The 23573-nt window shown below is 62.9% G+C and carries 25 protein-coding genes and 2 pseudogenes; 21 read left to right on the top strand and 6 right to left on the bottom strand.

The features are described 5' to 3' along the window. The first annotated feature begins 137 nt into the window (after positions 1–137). The gene (locus NKI29_RS24210) at positions 138–1139 is read left to right on the top strand and encodes an NAD(P)H-dependent flavin oxidoreductase (RefSeq protein ID WP_352772934.1); all 1002 of its coding nucleotides are present in this window, start codon (positions 138–140) and stop codon (positions 1137–1139) included. Here NKI29_RS24210 and NKI29_RS24205 read toward each other — a convergent pair. Beyond that, a pseudogene (locus NKI29_RS24205) lies at positions 1127–1628 on the bottom strand (IS5 family transposase); the annotation flags it as partial. The gene NKI29_RS24210 and the pseudogene NKI29_RS24205 overlap by 13 nt on opposite strands. 700 nt (positions 1629–2328) lie before the next feature. Then, positions 2329–3975, bottom strand: a complete 1647-nt coding sequence (locus NKI29_RS24200) for an MFS transporter (RefSeq protein WP_031213434.1) — start codon at positions 3973–3975, stop codon at positions 2329–2331. A gap of 484 nt (positions 3976–4459) precedes the next feature. Here NKI29_RS24200 and NKI29_RS24195 point away from each other — a divergent pair. Beyond that, positions 4460–5484: pseudogene (locus tag NKI29_RS24195) on the top strand (class I tRNA ligase family protein); the annotation flags it as partial. On the opposite strand, the gene NKI29_RS24190 reads toward NKI29_RS24195, so the two are convergent. Both NKI29_RS24190 and NKI29_RS24185 read right to left on the bottom strand, forming a co-directional pair. After that, positions 5407–5574, bottom strand: coding sequence for a hypothetical protein (locus tag NKI29_RS24190; protein ID WP_198023621.1), 168 nt, complete (start codon positions 5572–5574; stop codon positions 5407–5409). The pseudogene NKI29_RS24195 and the gene NKI29_RS24190 overlap by 78 nt on opposite strands. Before the next feature lie 99 nt (positions 5575–5673). Next, a complete protein-coding gene (locus NKI29_RS24185) occupies positions 5674–6819 on the bottom strand; it encodes a trans-sulfuration enzyme family protein (RefSeq protein ID WP_023679121.1) in 1146 nt (381 codons plus the stop codon). Between the two features lie 92 nt (positions 6820–6911). On the opposite strand from NKI29_RS24185, the gene NKI29_RS24180 reads away from it, so the two are divergent. After that, a complete protein-coding gene (locus NKI29_RS24180) occupies positions 6912–7574 on the top strand; it encodes a helix-turn-helix domain-containing protein (RefSeq protein WP_352572066.1) in 663 nt (220 codons plus the stop codon). Positions 7575–7605: 31 nt separating this feature from the next. Beyond that, complete coding sequence (locus NKI29_RS24175) at positions 7606–8244, top strand: FMN-binding negative transcriptional regulator (protein WP_023679119.1); 639 nt, start codon at positions 7606–7608, stop codon at positions 8242–8244. Between the two features lie 983 nt (positions 8245–9227). Here NKI29_RS24175 and NKI29_RS24170 read toward each other — a convergent pair. Continuing rightward, positions 9228–9737 carry a GNAT family N-acetyltransferase gene (locus tag NKI29_RS24170; RefSeq protein ID WP_023679117.1) on the bottom strand — a complete coding sequence of 170 codons (510 nt, stop codon included), beginning with the start codon at positions 9735–9737 and terminating at the stop codon, positions 9228–9230. Beyond that, complete coding sequence (locus NKI29_RS24165; RefSeq protein ID WP_023679116.1) at positions 9738–10022, bottom strand: type II toxin-antitoxin system TacA family antitoxin; 285 nt, start codon at positions 10020–10022, stop codon at positions 9738–9740. A 1005-nt stretch (positions 10023–11027) separates the two neighbouring features. Between NKI29_RS24165 and NKI29_RS24160 the strand changes: the two genes are divergently transcribed. The 17 genes from NKI29_RS24160 to hypE all read left to right on the top strand — a co-directional run bounded on the left by NKI29_RS24160 (position 11028) and on the right by hypE (position 23572). Further along, a complete protein-coding gene (locus NKI29_RS24160) occupies positions 11028–12104 on the top strand; it encodes a hydrogenase small subunit (protein WP_023679115.1) in 1077 nt (358 codons plus the stop codon). Then, a complete protein-coding gene (locus NKI29_RS24155; RefSeq protein WP_023679114.1) occupies positions 12104–13900 on the top strand; it encodes a nickel-dependent hydrogenase large subunit in 1797 nt (598 codons plus the stop codon). The genes NKI29_RS24160 and NKI29_RS24155 overlap by 1 nt, the downstream gene beginning before the upstream one ends. Positions 13901–13913: 13 nt before the next feature. Further along, positions 13914–14138 carry a HupE/UreJ family protein gene (locus tag NKI29_RS24150; protein ID WP_051406206.1) on the top strand — a complete coding sequence of 75 codons (225 nt, stop codon included), beginning with the start codon at positions 13914–13916 and terminating at the stop codon, positions 14136–14138. Continuing rightward, positions 14135–14488, top strand: a complete 354-nt coding sequence (locus NKI29_RS24145; RefSeq protein ID WP_352797444.1) for a HupE/UreJ family protein — start codon at positions 14135–14137, stop codon at positions 14486–14488. Before NKI29_RS24150 ends, NKI29_RS24145 begins: the two co-directional genes overlap by 4 nt. A gap of 9 nt (positions 14489–14497) precedes the next feature. After that, positions 14498–15208: a Ni/Fe-hydrogenase, b-type cytochrome subunit gene (cybH, locus tag NKI29_RS24140; RefSeq protein WP_023679113.1), complete on the top strand. Its 711-nt coding sequence runs from the start codon at positions 14498–14500 to the stop codon at positions 15206–15208. Positions 15209–15651: 443 nt separating this feature from the next. Next, positions 15652–16338 (top strand): HyaD/HybD family hydrogenase maturation endopeptidase, encoded by a 687-nt coding sequence (locus NKI29_RS24135; protein WP_352572506.1) that lies wholly within the window; start codon positions 15652–15654, stop codon positions 16336–16338. Continuing rightward, a complete protein-coding gene (locus tag NKI29_RS24130; RefSeq protein WP_023679110.1) occupies positions 16338–16670 on the top strand; it encodes a HypC/HybG/HupF family hydrogenase formation chaperone in 333 nt (110 codons plus the stop codon). The genes NKI29_RS24135 and NKI29_RS24130 overlap by 1 nt, the downstream gene beginning before the upstream one ends. Before the next feature lie 4 nt (positions 16671–16674). Beyond that, complete coding sequence (locus NKI29_RS24125) at positions 16675–17118, top strand: thioredoxin domain-containing protein (RefSeq protein ID WP_023679109.1); 444 nt, start codon at positions 16675–16677, stop codon at positions 17116–17118. A 25-nt stretch (positions 17119–17143) separates the two neighbouring features. Next, complete coding sequence (locus NKI29_RS24120; protein ID WP_023679108.1) at positions 17144–17989, top strand: hydrogenase expression/formation protein; 846 nt, start codon at positions 17144–17146, stop codon at positions 17987–17989. Continuing rightward, positions 17986–18207 carry a rubredoxin gene (locus NKI29_RS24115; protein WP_023679107.1) on the top strand — a complete coding sequence of 74 codons (222 nt, stop codon included), beginning with the start codon at positions 17986–17988 and terminating at the stop codon, positions 18205–18207. The genes NKI29_RS24120 and NKI29_RS24115 overlap by 4 nt, the downstream gene beginning before the upstream one ends. A 1-nt stretch (position 18208) precedes the next feature. Beyond that, entirely contained in the window at positions 18209–18787 is a 579-nt protein-coding gene (gene hybE, locus NKI29_RS24110) for a [NiFe]-hydrogenase assembly chaperone HybE (protein WP_023679106.1), read from the top strand. Further along, positions 18784–19917: a hypothetical protein gene (locus tag NKI29_RS24105; protein WP_023679105.1), complete on the top strand. Its 1134-nt coding sequence runs from the start codon at positions 18784–18786 to the stop codon at positions 19915–19917. Before hybE ends, NKI29_RS24105 begins: the two co-directional genes overlap by 4 nt. Beyond that, entirely contained in the window at positions 19917–20258 is a 342-nt protein-coding gene (hypA, locus tag NKI29_RS24100; protein WP_023679104.1) for a hydrogenase maturation nickel metallochaperone HypA, read from the top strand. The genes NKI29_RS24105 and hypA overlap by 1 nt, the downstream gene beginning before the upstream one ends. Further along, complete coding sequence (hypB, locus tag NKI29_RS24095) at positions 20258–21136, top strand: hydrogenase nickel incorporation protein HypB (protein WP_023679103.1); 879 nt, start codon at positions 20258–20260, stop codon at positions 21134–21136. The genes hypA and hypB overlap by 1 nt, the downstream gene beginning before the upstream one ends. Next, a complete protein-coding gene (locus NKI29_RS24090; protein WP_023679102.1) occupies positions 21136–21381 on the top strand; it encodes a HypC/HybG/HupF family hydrogenase formation chaperone in 246 nt (81 codons plus the stop codon). Before hypB ends, NKI29_RS24090 begins: the two co-directional genes overlap by 1 nt. Next, on the top strand, positions 21378–22523 hold the full coding sequence (gene hypD / locus NKI29_RS24085) for a hydrogenase formation protein HypD (RefSeq protein WP_023679101.1): 1146 nt from the start codon (positions 21378–21380) through the stop codon (positions 22521–22523). The genes NKI29_RS24090 and hypD overlap by 4 nt, the downstream gene beginning before the upstream one ends. Beyond that, positions 22523–23572 carry a hydrogenase expression/formation protein HypE gene (hypE, locus tag NKI29_RS24080; RefSeq protein WP_352797411.1) on the top strand — a complete coding sequence of 350 codons (1050 nt, stop codon included), beginning with the start codon at positions 22523–22525 and terminating at the stop codon, positions 23570–23572. Before hypD ends, hypE begins: the two co-directional genes overlap by 1 nt. The last annotated feature ends 1 nt before the right edge of the window (position 23573 follow it).

Below are 23573 nucleotides of genomic sequence, written 5' to 3'. Positions count from 1 at the left end.
CCGCAACTGTAGTACTAAGGTCCGGACTCATAACCGTTGGTCGACTGGGGGCTCTGGTTGCCGTTAATCGCGGGGCGCTGAGCGGGGCTCGATAGAATCAACCGAACCTGCGATACTCAAGGCAATCTGTTGGAGTGATGATGCGCATCGTAACCCGTCTCACTGATCGGCTTGAACTGCAGCATCCGATCATCAGCGCGCCGATGGCATTCGCATCGGGCGGGGAACTCGCAGGTGCGGTCAGTTCAGCCGGAGGGCTTGGGCTTATCGGCGGCGGCTATGGCGACGCTGATTGGCTGACGCGAGAGTTCGAGCGATCTGGCAACCGACCTGTCGGCTGCGGCTTCATAACATGGTCACTCGCCAGGAACCCGCGCCTACTCGATAAGGCCCTGGAGCGGCGACCAAGTGCGATTTTCCTATCCTTTGGCGACCCGGCGCCTTTTTCGCCGGCGATACGGGCCGCCGGGGTCCCCTTGATCTGCCAGGTCCAGAGCCTCGACGACGCGCGCCGCGCTCTTGATGTCGGAGCCGACATCGTCGTCGCCCAAGGCGCGGAAGCCGGCGGTCACGGTGAGAAGCGAGCGACATTCACATTTGTTCCGGAGGTCGCGAACTTGGTACGGCGACGGGCGCCGGACACGCTCATCTGCGCGGCCGGTGGCATCGCCGATGGTCGTGGGCTTGCAGCGGCGCTGATGCTTGGCGCTGATGGCGTCGTGATGGGATCACGTTTCTGGGCCTCGTTGGAGGCTCTCGTTCATCCAAATCTGCACCAGGCTGCCCTTGCGGCGACCGGAGACGACACGGTTCGAACCTCGGTGATGGACCTAGCGCGCCGCCTGGATTGGCCATCGCGGTTTTCACTGCGCGTTCGGAAGAATGCTTTTACGGAAGCCTGGCACGGCAATGAGGCCCATCTCCTCGCCGACATTGACGCGCAGTCCGCTGCCTACCGCGAAGCGTGGGCAAGCGGCGATCCCACGATAGCCGCGATCATGATTGGTGAGGCCGCCGGCCTCATCCACGACATCGAGCCGGCGAGTGACATACTCCTTCGCACCGTTTCTGAAGCGATCACCCTGCTTCAGGGCGCAAGTTCGCTTCTGTTTGTCGAGGACAACTGTCACAGCCAGTAACCGACCGTAGCGGCGAGGCAGACGGCAGCGAGGAAGTTAGTGGCCGATCGATCGTAGCTGGTGGCAATGCGGCGGAAATCCTTGAGCCGTCCAAACATGGCGTTGCGATCACGGTAGAGGAAGGGGAGAGGCAGTTCTTCCAGCGCCGGTTGGCTTTCGACGGAATGTTCGGCATCGCCCCTTTAGCCTCGACCTTGTGGCGAATGGCATTGGTGTCATAGCCCTTGTCGGCGTGCAGGATCGGGCTCTCGGGCATCTGCTCCAGAAGCAAATCTCCGGCGCTGCAATCGGCGACCTGGCCACCGGTCAAGAGGAAAGCGATCGGGCGGCACAGGCCATCGGTCAGGGCGTGGATCTTCGTGGTTCGCCCACCGCGCGACCGGCCAATCGCCTGATTTTGCTCCCCCCTTTGCCGGCAGAAGCGCAGCGATGCGCCTTCACGGCCGAAGAGTCGATCAGGACCTCAGCCGGAGGACCGCCAGCGCTTGCCGCGCGTGTCGGTTGGCAGCAGCGCCTGCAGCCGCGAAAACTGCTCCTCGGTCAGCCAGAAATAATCGCGATTCATCGGTGGCCTCCCTTTGGAGACCGTGAATCATAAAACCACCGTCAGTGGAACCCTTTATGGGTCCGGACCCTAGCAGGTTGTGACCATTGCTGTGGCAATGCAGCAGTCCTGGATAATAAGTCCAAGATGCCCCGGGTGCGCTTCCACCGCACCACCGGGACCTTCGCTGCAGCTAAATGCAGAAAATCCACGCGCGCGCTGAAGCCCGAAAAGGCGGCGGCGCTGGCGGGTTGAAACTCCAGTCGGGCTACGCCCTCCCTGCGTTCCAACCCGCCAGCATTCTCATCTTGATTGAGGCAACGCTCGCAGCTTCATTGTCGCGCCGCAGGTGGCGGATTCCTCCGTCTGCCCGCTTCACTCCGTGCCCGGCGAGACCCCTCCGCCCCCCTTGCTCCCCGCTGCTCGCCGCGATGCACGGGGACAGGCGACCTGAACCCGTCCCCAAGCCGATCTGATGGCAGAGGCGGTGGGGCTGGACATGGGCCCGTGGTGGACATACGTGCCACACAAATCCTCATGCTCGCCTAACCGGCCGCAAGGTATGGCAATCCGGGCTGACCCGACGAGAGAAGGAGTAGGTCTCGGCCATTCCCGTGTCCGAGCCCAGAAAAGTTACTGGTTTCCTTACGGGCGCGATACAAAGGGCACAGGCTGGACTTGGCTGCCGGGGGCGGGGCTTGTCGACCGCTCGATCGAAAGTGAGAGACGAGGAGGAGAATCACCGACCCGCAGAGCGGCAAGGCGCTCGCCTACCTCCCTGTCAGTCACCGTTAGCCGATGGTTTAGACGAAGATAGTCCGTCCATGTCGGCGTGCGGAATGTCTCGGTCCAAAGAGTCGAGTTCTGAAGATCGCGCTGGAGGGTCCAGTCCCGCGCACCGGCACGGCTCTGAACGCGCCGCCTTTCGCGCATGCAGCTCAGAAATTCCTCGATATTCTCCTCGGGGATCGAGTACTCCACCTTGATCACGATCGGGCCGCTCCTGGGCTTCAAATCGAGGGCCAGTTCTGGTGGCCTGAAGTCGAAGGCCCCTTGATCCGATTCCTCCCATAGCCGTACCGGCAATAGCTTTCCCACAGCTGCAACCAGCAACAGCGCCGCTGCAGCACCTTCCAAAGCCCACGTCAGGGAATAGTACTGCGCGACAGCACCCCAGATCCAGCTGCCCGCTGCCATGCCGCCGTAGGTCAGGGCGTAATAGATCGACAGGGTGCGACCAACGACCCACCTTGGGCTTGCCAACTGCACACACACGTCGGTTCCGGTCCAGGTGACAACCCAGCCGGCGCCAGCGATTGCAAGCGCGATCGCTGCTACAGCCACCGATGATGTGAGAGCCAGTAAAAGGCAACACGTTGCGCAAGCAACGGACGCGAGCGTGATCAATCGATTTTGGGACGTGATGCGTCTCAAGTAGCTATTGCCAATGCCCGCGATGAAGGCGCCTGTGCCGAAGCCGGCCAACAGGACGCCGTAAACAATTGGCCCCCCCGCCAGTTGGTCGCGAACCAGGAGGGGGAGCAGAGCAAGGATCGAGATGCTTGACAGCCCGAACAGGGTTGCACGCACGATCGCCACTCTGATCTCCGAGGAGATTGCCGTGAAGCGCATGCCATCATGAATGGCCGTCGTCATCCGCTCGCGCGGAAGAGGCGAAGAACGAACTTGCCACTTGGAGCGCAGGACAGCGCTCAATGGGACCAGGTCGGTCAGCGCAGCGAAGGCGAAAGCCGTAAGGGGGCCCAGCAAAGCCAAAATTACACCGCCCAGCGCCGGTCCTATGCTCCGAACCACGTTGTACCCCACCGACATCAGCGTCACTGCAGCGGGTATGTCGCGCTTTTCCAGGATGTCGCCGACCGAGGCGTGCCAGGCTGGATCATTCAAGGCAAAGCCGCATCCCGCCAAGAAACTCAGTCCCAAGATCAGCCATGGACTGACAAAGCCCAGTCCAACAGAGAGAGCCAGCGCCGTGGATGCCAATGCGATCAGGCAATGTCCGGCAAGCATCACGCCGCGGCGGCTGAAGCTGTCTGCAATCGCTCCAGCAAGGATCGACAAGAAGAAGGCGGGCAGTGTCGATGCAGCCTGCACGAGCGCAACCATCAGATCGGAGGCTGAAATCGTTGCCATAAGCCAGCTTATAGCCACGCTCTGCACCAGCCAGCCAAGGCTGGATATCTGCGTGGCTGTCCAGATCGAACGAAAGACCGGATTCTGAAGAGGGATCAGTGTGTTTGCCGCAAAGGGCGGGGAATCTTGACGCCGCATGACTTCTCACCTCCACCACGTAGTTCTTTCGCTCACTCACTTGCTGACAGCGGTGCGCTTACGCACAGCTGCGTCACAACCAAGTTCCGATATCGCGCTCGCAACAAAGTAAACAAAGTAGATGTCGCATCCACGGTGCTGATGCGCGATGAGTGTGCCAGTTGGGCGTCAGCTGGTCTGGGTCGCGCAGCCCGATGGGGTGCGGTCTGCCCTGCGACTCTTGGTCTTGGACGGTGCTACCGCCCCGATGGCCGGGTTGTCAAACTGCCACTGTGCTAGCAGCGCCCATCCCATCCTGACAGGCATGAGCATATGACGCAGCGCATCGCTGGTATCGGAGGCGGGTGCAAGATCAAGGGTGGCATCGTCCTGACAAGTACGAGCTGGTGGACGCCTTTGCCCGACCTATCACATCGGCGATTTATGGGGCCGCCGTTCAACTCGTTGGTCTATGCACAAAAAACATAATACGCTTGAAAAGACGTTTCGGGCCGGTGCCGGGGCCGAGGAGGGGGCTGAAGCCTTCACTATCGTCATCCCGCCGCCGAATGTCACCGGCTCGCTGCATATGGGCCACGCGCTCAACAACACGCTGCAGGACATTCTGGTGCGCTTCGAGCGCATGCGCGGCAAGAACGTTCTTTGGCAACCAGGCATGGACCATGCCGGCATCGCCGCGCGATGGTGGTCGAGCGCCAGCTGATGCAAAATCAGATCCACCGCCGCGACCTGACGCGCGATGAGTTCATCGACAAGGTGTGGGAATGGAAGGCAGAATCCGGCGGCGCCATCCTCAACCAGCTGAAGCGGCTCGGGGCCTCGGCCGACTGGAGCCGGGAGCGCTTCACCATGGAGGAGGGCCTGTCCAAGGCCGTGCTCGAAGTGTTCGTGACGCTCTACAAGGAAGGGCTGATCTACAAGGACAAGCGCCTTGTGAACTGGGACCCGAAGCTGTTGACCGCCATCTCGGATCTCGAGGTCGAGCAGCAGGAAGTCAACGGCAACCTCTGGCACTTCCGCTATCCGGTCGAAGGCATGACCTTCGATCCGGAAAATCCGAAGACCTTCATCACCGTTGCGACGACCCGGCCGGAGACGATGCTGGGCGATACGGCTGTCGCAGTCCACCCCGACGACGAGCGTTTCCGGCATCTCGTCGGCAAGAACCTCATCCTGCCGATCGTCGGCCGCAGGATCCCGGTGGTGGCGGACGAGTATTCCGATCCCGAAAAAGGCAGCGGTGCGGTCAAGATCACGCCGGCGCATGACTTCAATGATTTCGAGGCCGGCAAGCGCCACCGGCTGCCGGCGGTCAATATCCTCACCGTCAATGCGGCGGTGAGCCTCAAGGACAATGAGGACTTTCTCGCCGGGCTGGAGGTGACGCCGGAGCGCTAGGCGGTCTGGGGCGAGCTCGACGGTCTCGACCGTTTAGTCGCGCACAAGAAGATCGCCGAGCTGATGCAGACCGGCGGTTTCCTCGAAAAGGTCGAGCCGCATCGCCAGGCCTGAAGCGGCGGTTGCGGCGATCCTGAACAAGGTGCGGTCTCTCCGCGCCAACGCATCCGACACCGAGATTTTCGATCGAAATCTAAGCATCGTCGAAGATGCTTTGCCTGATCTAGGCGCCCAACCGTAGCAGGCCGCATTGCTGCGCCAGCCGCCACGTAAAGCGCTGCCAGAGTTCTTGCACCCGCGTCATTCGGCTGCCGCTTTGAAGGTTCCGCCTAGGGCCTGCATCAGATCATCGACAATGTCCTGAGGATGCTCAAGTCCCACTGAGATTCGCAGTAATCCGCCTGGCGCCTTGGACTTGGCACCCTCGACGGATGCGCGATGCTCAATCAGAGAGTGCGTCCCGCCAAGGCTTGTCGCCCGGGCAACAACCTCGAGGCGGCCGGCCACAGCCATCGCAGCATCGGCTCCGCCTTTGACGATAAAGGATAGCATCGCTCCGTAATGGCTCATTTGCCGCTTAGCGAGATCGTGTCCCGGATCAGTTTGCAGGCCAGGAAAAAGTACTTTTTCGACACGCGGATGAGACGCCAAAGCCTCAGCAACCTTCTGGGCGCCTTCGCAATGCGCGCGCACGCGTACCGACAATGTCTGCAGGCCCCGCAATGCCAGCCAACAGTCGAATGGCGCTGCGACGCTGCCCTTGTGTCTCTGGACCATCCGCAGTGGGCGACCGAGGGGTGACGAGTGCGGGACAATGACGACGCCCGCCATCAAGTCCGAGTGGCCGCCGATGTACTTTGTCGCCGAGTGCATGACCGCGTCCGCCCCAACTTCGAGGGGCCGTTGAAGCACTGGAGTTGCCCACGTGTTGTCCACTACGGCCAAGGCGCCAGCCTCGTGCGCGATTTTGCAGATGGCCGAAATGTCGACAACGCGGATCATCGGGTTTGACGGCGTCTCGACCCAGACGAGGCCAGTCCGCTTCGACGTGACCGCGGCGCGCACGGCATCCAGATCGCGCATGTCGACGGCCGCAAAGTCGAAGCGAGATCCAATGTCGGTCTCGTCAATCAGCGAACGAATGCCGAAATACATGTCATCCGGCAGAACGATCCGACCCGTCGACGGATGGCTCTCAAAGACTGCAGCGATTGCAGCCATGCCCGACGCGAAGGCAATGCCATCTTCTCCGCCCTCGAGCGCGGCCATGGCCATTTCGAACGCGTTGCGCGTCGGATTTCCATCCCGCGTGTATTCGAATCCGGAAGGAAACGAGCCGTCGACGCTACGTCGGAACGTCGTGCTGGTGTGCAGCGGCAGGGACACCGCCCCTGTGGAAGCGTCGACAGCTCGGCCGCAATGGATCGCCTTTGTTTCAAAACGCATCGGTCATTTCCTCGCTAACGGGGCAGTTGCACAATTTCAGGCCGGTCATTATATTGACCGTAATAAGTGAGCCGAGGCACTAAGTCAATATAATGACCGATGTTACGACAGCGTTGGACCCCGAGCGGGTGCTTGGCCAAGCGATAGCGGTTCGGATCCGACAATTGAGGCGCGACCAAAACCTGACCCTGGATCGACTGGCAAAACTGAGCGGCTTATCCAAGGGAACCGTCGTCACGCTGGAGCAAGGCAAGGCGAACCCCAGCATCGGCATACTTTGCCGACTGGCGGCGGCGTTTTCGCTTTCGGTGGCCGATTTGTTGAATGACCATCCTTCCACAGTTCGCCTTCCTATTGAGCGGACAGAGACGAGGACGCTTTGGACAAGCGCTAAAGGAAGCTTTGCACAACTTCATTCATCGATCTCGGGACGAACGATGTTCGAACTGTGGAGCTGGGCCATTATGCCGGGCGACGTGTTTTCCGCAGATGCTCATAGTCCGGATACGCGCGAGCTGATCTCGGTGACTCAGGGGTCCCTAAGTGTCGTGGTGGGTACCCACGCAGTAATTTTGAGCCAAGGCGAGAGTGTGCGGCTTGTCACTGACCAACCGCACTCATACGCGGCGGCATCTGATCTGCCTGCCCACTTCTCGATGGCAGTTCTTGAGCATGGTGGACAGCGAGATCCGGGGCCCTCTTCGCCGGCAACGAAGATGCCCGGGCCCGTTCCGCAAGACACCGCCGCTCGCTAACGACCGCCCATTCGCGACAGGAGATCCACCGTTGTACGTTCCGCCCCATTTTGCCGTCCCCGATCACAACACCCTGCTTGACCTAATCGGGAGACATCCGCTCGGTATCCTGGTCACCCACAGCAAAGGCACACTCGACGCGAACCACATTCCCTTCGAGCTTGACCGCTCGAAGGGAGACAAAGGCGTCCTCAATTGCCATGTTGCACGCAAAAATCCAGTCTGGGAGGAAGTTGCCAATGGCGATGAAGTCCTCGTTATCTTCCGTGCGGCCGACGCTTACATCTCGCCGAACTGGTATCCAAGCAAGCATGAATTCCATAAGCAGGTGCCCACATGGAACTATCTCGTCGTCCACGCCCACGGACGCATCACTGTCCGGGATGATGAGCGCTATGTGCGCCGTAACGTGGCGAAGCTCACTCACATGCATGAAGCCTCGCAGCCTGCCCCGTGGAAGATGGGCGACGCGCCGAAGGACTTCATTGACACGATGGTTAAGGGGATCGTCGCCCTGGAAATCGAGATCACCGGCCTGGTTGGTAAATCAAAACTCAGCCAGAACAAAGAGGTGCGCGACATTCAGAACGCTGGTGAAATGCTGAATGCCCGAGGCGTCAATGGGATGGGAGAAGCGATGCTCGCGGCTGCGGCGGCCAAATCCCGATAGCATCTATCTTGTCCCGACAAGCCGCTGGTGCTGGATTTCCAAGGGGTGACCTTGAGAGACAAATGCTTCGGCCAGCACCTGACCACCCGCTATGCGGCAGATGGACAAGAACTCAGGCCGCCATCGCCAGCCACATCCGCAATGCCGCCGGATCGATGGAAGCTGCTTACCCCGCCAGCCTTTCCGGTCATGTCGCCTGGGTCGTCAATACCTCGAACAGCAGCCTGGCGCTTAAACCGAGTTGCGTGTTCGGTATGGCGGCGCAGCGGTTTCGAGATCGGAGCCGACTGGCAGCGAACGCCACCCCCACGGTGGCGATGCCTCGCAGCCAGGTTGGATGACCAAGCAGCCGGAATGTTCGGCAGGCTTGCACCCGCTTCAGATGCGAGACGGGTCAAGACGATCATCCTGCAAACGTCACGCGGCGGTGGGCCGGTTTCGAAAAGGGCCGGCCCCGGCCGTTCATACAAGTGGAGTTGGGGGCGGGGCCGGATCAAGCCTATCGGGTCGAACCCGCCGGGACCGCGCGTACATCATCCCGGCAACGCCAGGCGCTCGTCCGGGGCCATGCGGGCTTCGGCTTGGCGCGCCGAATGTCTGGACCGGCATCGCGGAGCATGGCGCACCAGTCTCCCACATTGTACGTAGTCGCCATGCTGCCCCTGGCCAGATCGCAAATGACGCACGGCTTGTTCGCGATGGCGAGCTGAAGCACGTTGACGGCCGTGCCGGGCGATGCGCCGTCCCAGACTATCATCCCAAAGTCCGCGCGTCGCGCCATCTCCCGGTCTTTGGCGGCTGGATCCAGTATCCTCTAGCGCCTTCACGAGACGGGACCTGGTAGGCAGCCCAGTCGCCCAGATTATTGCTAGCTTCCTCGCTCTGACCGCCGTCTCCCTCTGGCCCTGCGTGAGGGATCGTCATCCGGCTGCAGGCCGGCGCGCCCGGACGCTGCCGCTACGGGAGGCGCTACGCGCGTGGAGCTAGTGGCCTTTGTCGGCCAGCCAGAGGCCCACGTCCTGGATCGAGCGCATGAGCACCGACGGATTGTCCCGCGCGGGAATGAAGCCCCAGCTCTGCCAGTAGCGCTCGGCCTCGGCGTCGATCGCCCGCACCACCACTGCGCGGCCGCCGACGATGTCGGCGCCGGCGACGCAGCGATGCAGCGCGTCCTTGACCAGGCCGCTGCCGATGCCTTGTCCGGCATAGCGATGGTCGACGGCGAGTTGTCCAATCAACAGGCAGGGGATCGGATCGGGCGGGCGTCCGGTGCGGATGGCGCGCGGTGCGCTGTTTGGCTGGATCACGCCCGGCGCGAGGCCGTAATAGCCGACGACTGTTCCCTCATCGTGAACGACCAGGACCCGGGTAAAGCCGCGGACCTGGTTCGTTCGCGCGAAGCCGGCCAGCCAAGCGTTCAGCGCCGGCTTGCCGCAATCGAAGCTGTCGAGGCGGTGCGCGTCGTCGAGGAGTTCGATGCCTGAAAGCGCCACCTAGCGGTCCCAGGGCGGGGACCGACGCAGCCGCTCGGCCGCCTTCGGCGGGGGCGCAGCGGCGGGGGCTGAGATCGCCTGCATGAAGGCGTCATAAGCTTCCGGGGACACGCGGATGACGGTTTCGTTGAGGATGGCCGTCTGCGCCTCGTGCAGCGCGGCGCGCCGCATGAACTCCGTGCGCGACAGGCCGAGCAGCTCCGCGCCGCGGTCGATGATGGTGAGATCATCGTCGCGAAACCGCATCGAGACGGGTGTTTCCTTCCTGGTGGCTGTGGTGGCCATGGCGCGCTCCTGTGCTGCGGACGTATATACGGTAGTGTAACGCGGAACGCAATACTTCGTTCCCTGGTGACGTCTCGTGGACGGATGGCCTCAGGACTCCTCGCGGCATCGGTTCTTCTCGGCTTCTCGCCTGCAATCGCCATTGCCGCAAGCAGAGCAAGGTGGCTTTGGTCAGCTCCGGCGGATCAATTACGGCTTAGGACGCGCATGTGTTCTTATCGGCCGGATGAGCGGCTCCAGAAGCGAAGTCGCTGCCATGACTGTCGCCGGACGAGCCCCGGCTATGCCGAACCCTGATGAACATCTGACGCGATGGCGACTTTCGGGCCGTCACGCCACAAAGGAGGAACGGCTATGAAGGCTGGGCGGCCGGCACTTTCATTCTCAGGCGCCGCTCTATGCCACCTGCCGGCCAAGCGCAGTTGGCACAAATCTTGAACCTCTCTTTGCGCGGCGGCAGGAGCTGCAATCGCACGTTCGGCCTCACGCAATGAAAGACCGGTCACGACCGCGGCACGTGCAGCCTCAGACAAACCAGTCTGCATTTTATTCAACGGCTTAGCTGCGAGTGCGGCGGCGCGCGGCCGAACATCACCGTGTCGCGGATGCGACAAACCCGACAACAGCGGTTTCAACGCAAGCGGCGACAAGTAGATGGTGCAAATCCCGCGATTCCCAGTCTGCTGTAGCCGCGCAGGCCAAGCGCGATCTGCTCGGCCGTCCTGACAAGCCGCGCGTGGCTCTGGGCGAGGTCGGTCGAGGCCCGCCGAAATCCCGTCGGCACCCGCCGCCAGGCCTCTTCGCTCGTCTCGCCGCATCGCGGAAACTTTGTTCGAAATCTGCCAGCCCGGTTTCCACTCCTTTGCCGGCGACCGGAACAAGTCAACGCCTCGAAGAGCATCTGAGTTTTGAATTTATTCGGCTTTTTAACTCTGGCATCGGACTTGCTCCGCCTTCGCATGTCCGCGGCACCAGGAGACGCCGCCGCCTGTGGAGGAAGGCCTGATGCAACAAACATTCTACGAGGTCATGCGCCGACAGGGGATCACCCGCCGAAGTTTCCTGAAATTCTGCAGCCTGACGGCGGCTTCCCTCGGCCTTGGACCGGCCTTTGCGCCGAAAATAGCTTACGCGATGGAGTCCAAGCCGCGCATTCCGGTGCTGTGGCTGCACGGGCTTGAATGCACTTGCTGCTCCGAAAGCTTCATCCGCTCGGCGCACCCGCTCGCCAAGGACGTCGTGCTGTCGATGCTTTCACTCGATTATGACGACACGCTCATGGCGGCCGCCGGCCATCAGGCCGAGGCGATCGTCGACGAGGTCGTCGAACAGTACAAGGGCAACTACATCCTCGCGGTCGAAGGCAATGCGCCGCTCAACGAGGACGGCATGTTCTGCATCATCGGCGGCAAGCCCTTCGTCGACCAGCTCAACCATGCCGCCTCCAACGCCAAGGCGATCATCTCCTGGGGCTCCTGCGCCTCCTGGGGCTGCGTGCAGGCCGCGCGGCCGAACCCGACGCGGGCCACGCCCGTCCATAAGGTTCCGGGCCTGCCGGACAAGCCGATCATCAAGGTTCCCGGCTGCCCGCCGATCCCAGAAGTGATGACGGCCGTCATCACCTACATCCTGACCTTTGAAAAATTCCCAGAGCTCGACCGGCAGGGCCGGCCGAAGATGTTCTACAGCCAGCGCATCCACGACAAATGCTATCGGCGCCCGCATTTCGACGCCGGCCAGTTCGTCGAGTCCTTCGATGACGAGGGCGCGCGCAAGGGCTATTGCCTCTACAAGGTCGGCTGCAAGGGACCGACCACTTACAACGCCTGCTCGACGGTGGGCTGGAACGGCGGCCTCTCCTTCCCGATCCAGGCCGGCCATCCCTGCATCGGCTGCTCCGAGGACGGCTTCTGGGACAAGGGCGATTTCTACAGCCGCCTGACCCGCGTCCACGGCTTCGGCATCGAGGCCGATGCCGACAGGATCGGCACGACGGCCGCGACCCTCATCGGCGCCGCCGCGGCCGCGCATGCGGCGGCGAGCGTGGTCAAGCGGATGCGCGAAAAGGGAGGGAACAAGTGATGGTCATCCAGACGCCGAACGGCTTCAATCTCGACACCTCCGGCCAGCGCGTGGTCGTCGATCCGGTCACGCGGATCGAAGGCCATATGCGCTGCGAGGTGAACATCGACGAGAACAACATCATCCGCAACGCGGTCTCGACCGGCACCATGTGGCGCGGGCTCGAGGTCATCCTCAAGGGCCGCGACCCGCGCGACGCCTGGGCCTTCACCCAGCGCATCTGCGGCGTGTGCACCGGCACGCACGCGCTCACCTCGGTGCGTGCGGTCGAGGACGCACTGGGCATCATAATCCCGGAGAACGCCAATTCGATCCGCAACATCATGCAGCTCTCGTTGCAGGTGCACGATCATCTGGTCCACTTCTACCACCTGCACGCGCTCGACTGGGTCAATCCGGTTAACGCATTGAGAGCCGACCCGAAGGCGACGTCGGAGCTGCAGCAGGCGGTTTCGCCGAGCCACCCGATGTCCTCGCCGGGCTATTTCCGTGACATCCAGAACCGGCTGAAGAAGTTCGTCGAGAGCGGCCAGCTCGGGCCGTTCAAGAACGGCTACTGGACCAACCCGGCCTATCTGCTGCCGCCGGAGGCCAATCTGATGGCGGTAACGCACTATCTGGAAGCGCTTGACTTCCAGAAGGAGATCATGACGACGCGCACGATCTTCGGCGGCAAGGACATCCATCCCAACTGGCTGGTGGGGGGCGTGCCTTGTGCGATCAACATCGACGGTGAGATGGCGGCCGGCGCGCCGATCAACATGGAGCGGCTGAACTACGTCCGCAGCGTCATCGAGCGCGCCATCGCCTTCGTCGACAACGTCTACATCCCCGACATCATCGCGATCGGCAGTCTCTACAAGGGCTGGCTCTATGGCGGCGGGCTGTCGGGCAAGAGCGTTCTTGCCTATGGCGACATCCCCGACAAAGCCAACGACTATTCGGCAGCCAACCTGATGATGCCCCAGGGCGCGATCATCGATGGCAACCTCAAAGAGGTGCTGCCCGTTGACGTGCGCGATCCCGAGCAGATCCAGGAGTTTGTGCCCCACTCTTGGTACAAATACCCGGACGAGGCGAAGGGCCTGCATCCATGGGATGGTATCACGGAGCCGAACTATCAGCTCGGGCCGAATGCCAAGGGCACGCGCACCGACATCCGCGAAATCGACGAGAGCGCGAAATATTCCTGGATCAAGGCGCCGCGCTGGCGCGGCCATGCGATGGAGGTAGGGCCGCTCGCCCGCTATGTCGTCGGCTACGTCCAGGGCCACGAGGAGATCAAGGAGCAGGTCGACTCGACGCTGCGGGCACTCGGCGTACCGCTGACGGGGCTGTTCTCGACGCTCGGCCGCACCGCTGCGCGCGCGCTGGAAGCACAGTGGGCGGCCCGCAAGCAGGTCTACTTCATGGACAAGCTGATCGCCACCATCAAGGCTGGAGACAGCTCGACGGCCAATACCCAGAAATGGGATCCGAAGTCCTGGCCCGCCGAAGTCAAGGGGGTCGGCTTCACCGAAGCGCCGCGCGGGGCGTTGGGCCACTGGATACGCATCAAGAACGGCCGGATCGAAAACTACCAATGCGTCGTGCCGACCACCTGGAACGGCTCGCCACGCGACCATGCCGGCAATATCGGCGCCTTCGAAGCGTCGCTGATGGAGACCAAGGTGGAGCGGCCGGAGGAGCCGGTCGAGATCCTGCGGACGATCCACAGCTTCGATCCGTGCCTTGCCTGTTCGACCCATGTCATGGGTCCGGACGGACAGGAACTTGCCAATGTCAAAGTGCGCTAGGGGAGGAATCGAAATGAGACACGCTATCCTGAAACTTGGCGCCGCAGCTTCGCTCGCGGTCCTTGCCAGCCCGGCGCTCGCCCATGTCGGCGCAGGGCATGCCGACGGGTTCGCCGCCGGCATCGCCCATCCGCTGATGGGACTCGACCACCTTCTCGCCATGGCGGCGGTCGGGGTCTGGTCGGCGGTGGCCATGCCGTCGCGGGTCCTGGTGGCCCAGCAACCTTCGTGGCGATGATGATGACGGGTGCGGCGTTGGCCTTTGCCGGCATCCGCCTGCCAGCGGTCGAAGGCATGATCGCGCTATCCGTGCTTGCTCTCGGCATCATGATCGTCGCCGGTGCCGGCCTTCCCGGCATGCTCGGCATCGGCTTTGCCGGGTTCTTCGCCCTCTTCCATGGCCATGCCCATGCGAGCGAGACGACCGGCGCGGCACTTGCCTATATTGCCGGCTTCACGCTCTCGACCGCGGCGCTGCATCTGGCCGGCACCGGCATCGGCCTCAGGCTCGCGTCGTCGCCTTGGGCGCGCGCCGGGCTCGGCATGGTCATTGCCGGCTCGGGCGCTACGCTCGTGTTCGGCGGCTAGGGGGCGGCCATGAGCGCGAGCCAAACTCCGCATGGCGAAGAAGGGGTCTATGTCTACGAGGCGCCGCTGCGCCTCTGGCACTGGGTCAATGCCTTCGCCATCCTCATGCTTGCCGGCACCGGCTACCTGATCGGCTCGCCGCCGCCGGCGGTTGGCGGCGAGGCGAGTTCCAGTTTCCTCTTCGGCTGGATACGCTACCTGCATTTCGTTGCGGGCTATGTCCTGATCGTCGGCTTCGCATTCCGCATCTACTGGGTCTTCGCCGGCAACGAGCATTCCCGGCAGATATTCCTCCCGCCTGTCTGGAACGGACGGTTCTGGAAGGAGCTCTGGCACGAGGTGCTCTGGTACGCCATGCTGGTGAGCGAGCCGATGAAGTGTTCCGGGCACAACCCGCTCGCGACGCTCGCCATGCACTTCCTGTTCGTCTGGTTCACCATCTTCATGATCGTGACCGGACTGGCGCTCTACGGCGAGGGGGCCGGCATGGGGTCCTGGCAGTACGACCTGTTCTCGAGCTGGGTCATCCCACTTCTCGGTCAGAGTCAGGACGTGCATACCTGGCACCATCTCGGCATGTGGGTGATCATCTGCTTCGTGATCATCCATATCTATGCCGCGGTGCGCGAGGACATCATGTCGAAGCAGTCGATCATCTCCTCGATGTTCTCCGGCTGGCGGACCTTTCGCGGCAACGGCGCGCCTCGTGATTCCCACTAGGACTTTCGCGACCTCACCTGCCGGCGCAGGCGTTTGCCCGCGCCCGCTCCTTTATTCAAGACGGGTTGCCTTCAAGTCGATCCACACTTCGTCTCGGCTTGCCTCGACACCTCTCCTCCGTTCGACGGGGAGAGGAAGTGCCAACCGCAACGCCCGGCGCCCTTCCTCTATCCCTTTCAGGGCAAAGGTGCGGAGCGAGGCGGAGTGGGGAGGGCGAGTGAACGCAAACTTTCCATCGGCCTGGAATTCGGTTCTCAGTCCGGCCGTTGCCGTATCCGTCAATGGAAGGATACTTTCCGTTTGTGCGGTAAAATCGTCATCGCGCTTTCCATACGCGTCGTTCGCTATCCAGAGATCAACCTATTTCGCAACCATTTGCCGGCCCCCGGCCAATTGGCCCGCCTCTTGCTGCTGGAAGAAAAAGGTCGAAAGGAGGCTTCCCAATGAACGACGCGCCACGGGTGCTCGTGCTCGGCATCGGAAATCTGCTATGGGCCGACGAGGGCTTCGGCATCCGCGTGGTGGAGGAGTTCCACCGGCTCTGCGAAACGGCGGACAACGTCCGGGCCATGGATGGCGGCACGCAGGGCATCTACCTCCTCCAACATATCCGCGAGGCCGACATCCTCGTGGTGTTCGACGCGGTCGACTACGGCTTGGCGCCCGGCACGCTGAAGCTCGTCGAAGGCAGCGAGGTGCCGGCCTTCCTCGGTGTGAAGAAGATTTCGCTCCACCAGACTGGCTTTCAGGAAGTTCTCGCCATGGCCGAGATGATGGGTGACTATCCCGCCCATCTCCTTCTCGTCGGCGTGCAACCGGTCGAGCTGGACGACTACGGCGGCAGTCTCCGGCCCGCGGTGAAGGCTCAGATCGAGCCTGCAATCGAGATCGCCATCGAGTGGCTCGCCTGGCTCGGCGCGACGATCGCCAAGCGCACCGAACCGCTGGCCGAAGAAGAGACGCTCGCCTCGCGCGAAATGCGCATCGGCATCTACGAGAGCGGTCGACCCCGACCGGAAGAGGCCTGTCGTCACGGCGCGCGGCTTCTCGAGAATGGTGCCTTCGCTGGTCCGGCGAATTTCGAGTGCGAGGTCGACGCGCTTTTGCAATCGTCTGGAAGGCAGGGCTGATGTGTGTCGGCGTTCCCTTCCAGGTGGTTGAATGCAGCGGCGGCATTGCCCTGTGCACCGGTCGCAGCGGCACGCGGCGCCTCGATATGACCCTGGTGGGCGACCAGCCAGCGGGTACGTGGATACTCGCCTTCCTCGACACCGCGCGCGAGACTGTCACTGCCGAGACGGCGCGCCTGATCGCCGACGCGATCGAAGCGACGGAGCGTGCGCTCGCCGGCGACACCGACCTCGACCACCTCTTCGCCGACCTGGTCGGCCGCGAGCCGCAACTGCCGGAGCATTTGCGGCCGGGGCAAGCCCTTTCACCGCAAGGCACGGAGGACGCCTGAGTCCATGTTTTCACCCGTTCTCACCATGATGATGGAGCGCCACCGCATCCCGGTGGTTGACGAGGCGAACATCGACGCATTCGCCGAGGCCCACGACCTCACCGCGCTGTTTTTTCCCGGTGACTGGTTGCGGCTCGCCGAGAGCAACGATGTGGCGGTGATCCTCCCGGAGCTGGTGCAGGCCTTCCAGGGCGTGTTCAAGCCCGCCGTGGTATCGCGCGAGAGCGAACGCGAGCTGCAAAGCCGCTATCGCTTCGACGCCTTCCCGGCGCTTGTCTTCCTGAGGAACGGCGAATATCTCGGCGCCATAAAGCGCGTGCTCGACTGGGAAGACTACCTCACTGAGATCGACGGCAAACTGAGGCGCGGGCCGAGCGCGCCGCCGCGTTTCGAGCTTCCCGAAGCCTGCGCGACCCACGACCGTCACGACCACGATCATTTCCAGTGAGCGAAAGCGGCCGGGAGGGCGCATCATGGCAGCATCGCTATTCGGCGGCATCGGGCCGGGTTCACAGCCGAGCGAAGGGGACGGCAGCGACTTGCAGTATATGGAAATGCCGAAGGGCATGGCGACCTCTGCGTCACCCATGTTGCCGGAGAAGGAAAATGTCGCCGGGCTCGAAGCTGCTTTGGCGGTGCTCTCCGCGCTGGCTGAAAGCCTCGGCCGGTCCTCGCCGGATTGCGAAAACGCGGTGCATGATCTTTCCGGCCTCGACGACGCCAATCTTGCGCTGATCGACCAGGCGCTGGGCGAGGGCGAGGTCTTGATCATCTGCGGCGACGACCTGAAGGCTCAGGAGTCGGTGCTCGCCGGTATCTGGCGCGTGCGCCAGACCGGAACGGATGGCAGGCTCGTGCGCGATTTCGTCGAGGTCGGCGCCTTTCCCTCGGCCGTGCTGGAGAGGGCCTTCGCCGGCTGCCGCAATACGCTCGCTGCGCCGGCGACCTATCCGACGGGCGTCTTCAACGCGCCGCCGCTGATTTCGGAGCTCAATGGCCGCATCCCGCTCGTCGGGCCCGACGTCGGGCCGCACGCCATAAACCTGTCGCTGCTGCCGCACACTGAAGAGGACTTGACCTTCCTCGACGGCCTGCTTGGCCACGGGCCGGTGGTCGTGCTGTCGCGTGGCTACGGCAATTGCCGCGTGACCACGACGGGGACGCGCGGCGTCTGGTGGGTGCGCTTCTTCAATTCGACCGACGATCTCATCCTCAACACGATCGAGGTCACGGCCTTGCCGGGGGTGGTCCGCGCTGCGCCCGAGGATATTGCGGACAGCCGCCAGCGGCTCCTCGAAATCCTGGAGGTCTACCGGTGAACGACTCCTTCTTTGCCGGTTCATATGGCGGCGACAATGCCAAGATCGGCCCGATGTCGCGGCTCGAATGCAGGATTTGCTGGCATGTCTACGACCCGGCTGAGGGCGACGACTACTGGCAGATCCCGCCCGGCACGCCCTTCGCCGAACTGCCGGCCAACTGGAGCTGCCCCACCTGTGACGGCTCCAAGCAGGGCTTCATGGTCGTGAGCGATTGACATGGATCATTCGCAAGCCGTCGCTGCCCATCTAGAGTTCGTGTTTCAGCGGATCGAACGGACGGCCATGGCAGGAATTCCGATCCTCAATCCGGCGCTTTGCGTCAGCGCGGTGGGCGTGCGGCAGTGGCAGGGCAAATGGCTCGCGGTTCTTGTCACGCCCTGGTTCATGAACCTCGTGCTTCTACCATTTGGCGACGGGCAAGCGCGCCCGCGCGTGCCTACGGGCACGAAGGAGCATGCATCATTCCCGGCGGGCCGGTTCGAGTTCTTCCGGGCCTATGAAGAGGAGCTCGGCTGCTACCGCATGTGCTCGCTGTTCTCGCCGATGTTCGAATTCGCCGACCAGGAGAGTGCGCAAGAGGCCGCGCGGCAGGTGCTTGCGGAACTGTTCAACCGTGAGGCGGAAGAAGACGAAGACGGCGAGATGATCCGTGTCTGGGAAGGCCGGCTACCTGAGGAAGAGGCAAGCGCGTTGGACGAGGTTGAGACAGCCGGAACACCCGCGAGCTCCCAGCCGGCGAAATTGACCCGCCGCTGGCTGTTCGGTTTGGGCGACAAGGAGGAGACCGCTGCATGAGCGTTGATGGCCGCGTCTCCATCGATCTCGTCTGCGATGGCGGTCGCGTTATGGAAGCCATCGTCACGCCGCCGCGCCCGGTTGCGCTTGGCCCGATCGTGCGAGCCCGGCCGGTGACGGAGGTCATCTCGGCGATCGGTTCGCTGTTCAGTGTCTGTAGTATTGCGCAGTCGGCGGCGAGCGTTGAGGCAGCCGAGGCGGCCCTGGAGATCGGGACGGACCGGCGCACGAAGCAAGCGCGGCGGCTTCTTGTGCTTACCGAAACGCTGCGCGAGCACCTGCTGCGCATTGGCTTGGATACTGCCAGTCTCGCGGGCGAGCCTGCCGACGGTAAAACCCTGCGCCGGTCTATGCGCCTGCCGCAGCGCCTCAAGCAGGCACTTTTTCCAGGCGGGAATGCGTTCGTTCCCGGCGTGTGCGTGGGGATTCCGGGCGCGGACGCTGCCGAAACGGCCGCCGAAGCGAGCCATCTAACGCAGTCCGTGGTCTACGAAGGCGAAAAGCCGCTTGGCGAGATGGATCGCGATGCCTTCGCGCAGTGGGCTATGGAGCGCGGCACGATTGCGGCCCGTCTCATCGCCCCGGTCTTGGCAAGGGGCTGGGCCATGATAGGCCACCCCGAAACGACAAACGGGGGAAACGAACATTTGCCGAAGGAAACGTCGGCCGACACGAGCTGCCTCGCCAGGCAGGCTGGTGCGCCGCTCGTTCGCGCTTTCCTTTCCGAAAACGGTGGAGCCGGCCTGGCCGCGCGGCTGGCTGCCCGCGTGGTCGAGGCATCGACGCTGCCGGCGCAGATCGCCGGAGGGCTCGCGGCCCTGCGGGATGTCGCGGAGGGGTCCGAAGTGCCTACGCGCGAAGTCTTTCGCGACGAGAACGGGGGCCGCTCTGCTACTGCCTTCGCCGAGGCAGCACGCGGCCGGCTGGAACATCGGATTGTTTTGAACGACGACCGAATCGCCGACTACGCCATCACGGCTCCGACCAGCATTCATTTCGCCGAGAGCGGCATTGCCGCGAGCTCGCTTTCGGCGCTCGCTGCATCCAGACGTGAAGATCTGGCGGTCCAGGCCGATCTCCTGGTCCGGGCCATCGACCCCTGCGTCGGCTACGATATCAGGCTCCGCTGATGCACGAGATGGCGATATGCGAGAGCGTCCGTGGCATCATCGAGGAAGAGGCCGCGAGACAGGATTTTCGGAAGGTGGGCCGCGTCTGCATGGAAATCGGGCGGCTATCCGCTGTCGAGGTCGAGGCGCTGAAGTTCGGCTTCGATGTCGTCATGCGTGGCTCTCTGGCGCAAGACGCAAGGCTGGAAATCGTCGAGACGGAAGGCAGGGCCTGGTGCATGCCTTGCGGCCAGAGCGTGCCGATCGCGGCACGCTTTGATCCATGCCCGGACTGCGGAAGCCATCAGCTGCAGGTGACCGGCGGCCAAGAAATGAAGATCAGGGAATTGGAGGTGAGCTGATGTGCACTATTTGCGGATGCGGCGAGGGCGCCGTCCGGATCGAGGGCAAGGCGCATGGCCATCACCATCATCACGGCCACGATCATGATCACCACCACGATCATGATCACGGCCCCCATCATGACGATCATGTGCACGATTGTGGCTCGGGCCCCGGTGGCACCCGTGCGCCGGGCATGAGCCAGGCGCGGATGGTCAAGCTGGAAAAGGATATCCATTCCAAGAACAACGAGTATGCCGATGCGAACAGGAAAATGTTCGCCGAGCGCGGCGTGCTTGCGCTCAACCTCGTCTCCAGCCCCGGCTCTGGCAAAACGACGCTGCTTTGCCGCACGATCGAGGCACTGAAGGGCAAGTTGCCGATCGCCGTGATCGAGGGCGACCAGCAGACTTCCAATGATGCCGACCGCATCCGCGCCACCGGCGCGCCCGCGATCCAGGTCAACACCGGCAAGGGCTGCCACCTCGACGCGCATATGGTCGGCCATGCCGCAGATCACCTCGACCTTGCCGAAGGAGGCCTGCTCCTCGTCGAAAACGTGGGAAACCTCGTCTGTCCGGCGGGCTTCGACCTAGGCGAGGCACACAAGGTGGTGGTGCTCTCAGTCACCGAGGGAGAGGACAAGCCATTGAAATATCACGACATGTTCGCCGCCGCCGATCTCATGATCCTCAACAAGACTGACCTGTTGCCGCATCTCGACTTCGACGTGGAGGCCTGCATCGCCAACGCCCGAAAGGTGAACCCGCGGATCAAGGTGCTGAGGGTTTCCGCGCGCACGGGCGAGGGGATGTCGGACTGGACGGCCTGGATCGGCGCGGTCCGCGCCATGGCGCTAGTCGGCCATCGGCGGGCGGCCGAGCTCGGAGCAGCCTGATGTGCCTGGCCATTCCCGCCCGCGTCGTTGAACTGCTCGATGACGACATGGCCGTGGTCGCGTTCGACAGGGTCACGAAGCGCATCTCATTGGCTTTGGTGGCAGACGTTTCGCTTGGCGATTTCGTGCTCGTCCATGTCGGTTATGCGCTCCACAAGGTGAGCCCCGAGGAGGCCGAGCGCACGCTGCAGCTGATGGCCGAAGCGGGCGTGCTGGAGGAGGGGCTGGAGGAGATTTCGGCGTGAAATATGTCGACGAATATCGCGACCAGGAGCTTGCGAAGACCATCGCCGGCGCCATCGCGATCGAGGCTGATCCGGAAAAGAGCTACCATTTCATGGAGTTCTGCGGTGGGCACACGCATGCGATTTTTCGCCACGGCGTGCAGGACCTGATGCCGCAGAACGTGCATTTCGTGCACGGACCCGGATGCCCCGTTTGCGTGCTTCCCATCTCTCGCCTCGACGATGCGGTGGAGCTCGCCGAGCGGCACGGGGTCATCCTTTGCACCTACGGCGACATGATGCGCGTGCCGGGCACCAAGCAACGCAGCCTGATCCGCGCCAAGGCGGACGGAGCGGATGTCCGCATGGTCTATTCAACGCTCGATGCCCTAAAGATCGCGCGTGAAAACCCCGAGCGGCAAGTCGTCTTCTTCGCCATCGGTTTCGAAACCACGACGCCGCCGACGGCCGTCGCGATCAAGACGGCGCAAGCCGAGGGGTTCAAGAATTTCAGCGTGTTCTGCAACCATGTGCTCACGCCGGCCGCGATCTCTCACATTCTTGAATCGCCGGAAGTGCGGGAACTGGGCATCGTCAAGATTGACGGGTTTCTGGGACCTTCGCACGTCTCCTCCGTGATCGGCTCGCAGCCATATGAATTCTTTGCCGAGGAATTCCAGAAGCCGGTTGTCATCGCCGGCTTCGAACCGCTGGACGTCATGCAGTCCATCCTGATGCTGATCCGGCAGGTCAATGAAGACCGGCACGAGGTCGAGAACGAATATACCCGCGTCGTGACCGAGGAGGGCAACCTCAAGGCGCAGGCACTGGTGAGCGAGGTCTTCGAGCTGCGCAAGACCTTTGACTGGCGCGGCCTCGGCACCGTGCCCTACAGCGCCCTGCGCATCCGCGACGCTTATGCCGATTTCGACGCCGAGAAGCGTTTCGAGCTGTCGGTCAAGGCTTCGCGCCAGGTGAAGTCCTGCGAATGCCCTTCGATCCTGCGCGGGGTGAAGAAGCCGACCGACTGCAAGCTGTTCGGCACCGTGTGCACGCCGCAGAACCCGATTGGCTCATGCATGGTCTCCTCCGAAGGCGCCTGCGCGGCCTACTGGACCTATGGCCGTTTCCGCGAGCCGAAGCTGTTGGAGGCGGCGGAATAATGAGCGCGAACGATCCCAGCCTAGCCGTCACCACCTCGTCGGTCCGCGGCGCGGTGGACATGACGCATGGCGCGGGCGGCCGCGCGATGGCCGAGCTGATTCGGGATATTTTTCAAAGACATCTGGCCAACGAGTTCCTGGCCCAGGCTAACGACGCGGCCCTGCTCGGCACCGTCTGCGGACGCCTGGTGATGGCAACGGACGCGCATGTCATCTCGCCTCTGTTCTTTCCGGGCGGGGATATCGGAGCACTGGCGGTCCACGGCACGATTAACGACGTCGCCATGATGGGCGCGCGGCCGCTCTGGTTGTCCGCGTCCTTCATCCTGGAGGAAGGTTTTCCGTTGGCCGAACTGGAAAGAATAGTTGTTTCAATGGCTTTTGCCGCCCGGGAAGCAGGCGTACCCGTGGTTACGGGCGACACCAAGGTGGTGGAGAAGGGCAAAGGCGACGGCGTTTTCATCTCCGCGACCGCTGTTGGCGTGCTGGCGGACGGCACAGACATCTCCGGAAGCAATGCCCGGCCGGGCGATGCAATCCTTGTCTCCGGCACCATGGGCGACCACGGAGTCGCAATCCTGTCGAAGCGCGAACACCTTGATTTTGAAACGGAAATTATCTCCGACAGCCAAGCTCTGCACGATCTGGTGGCGGCGATGCTTGGCTCCGTTCCTGGTATCCGGGTGTTGCGTGACCCCACGCGCGGCGGACTGTCGGCGACGCTGAACGAAATCGCGCAGCAGTCCAAGGTCGGAATGGTAATCCGGGAAGCGGCGGTTCCGGTGAAGCCGGAGGTCGCGGCGGCGTGCGAACTGCTCGGCCTCGACCCGCTGAATGTTGCCAACGAAGGCAAGCTGATCGCCATCTGCGTGGCGCAAGACGCGAAGACTTTGCTCGCCGAGATACGCGCTCATCCCATGGGCCGGGATGCCGCAATCATTGGCGAAATCGTCACAGACCAGCATGCGCTGGTGCGGATGAAAACGAGACTTGGCGGTATGCGCGTGGTCGACTGGATCGCCGGGGAACAGCTCCCGAGGATCTGCTGAA

It is taken from the genome of Mesorhizobium sp. M0678, assembly GCF_040320505.1.
Lineage (GTDB): Bacteria > Pseudomonadota > Alphaproteobacteria > Rhizobiales > Rhizobiaceae > Mesorhizobium.
Note: the sequence above shows the minus strand (reverse complement) of the source record. Positions and strands in the feature narration are given on the sequence as shown.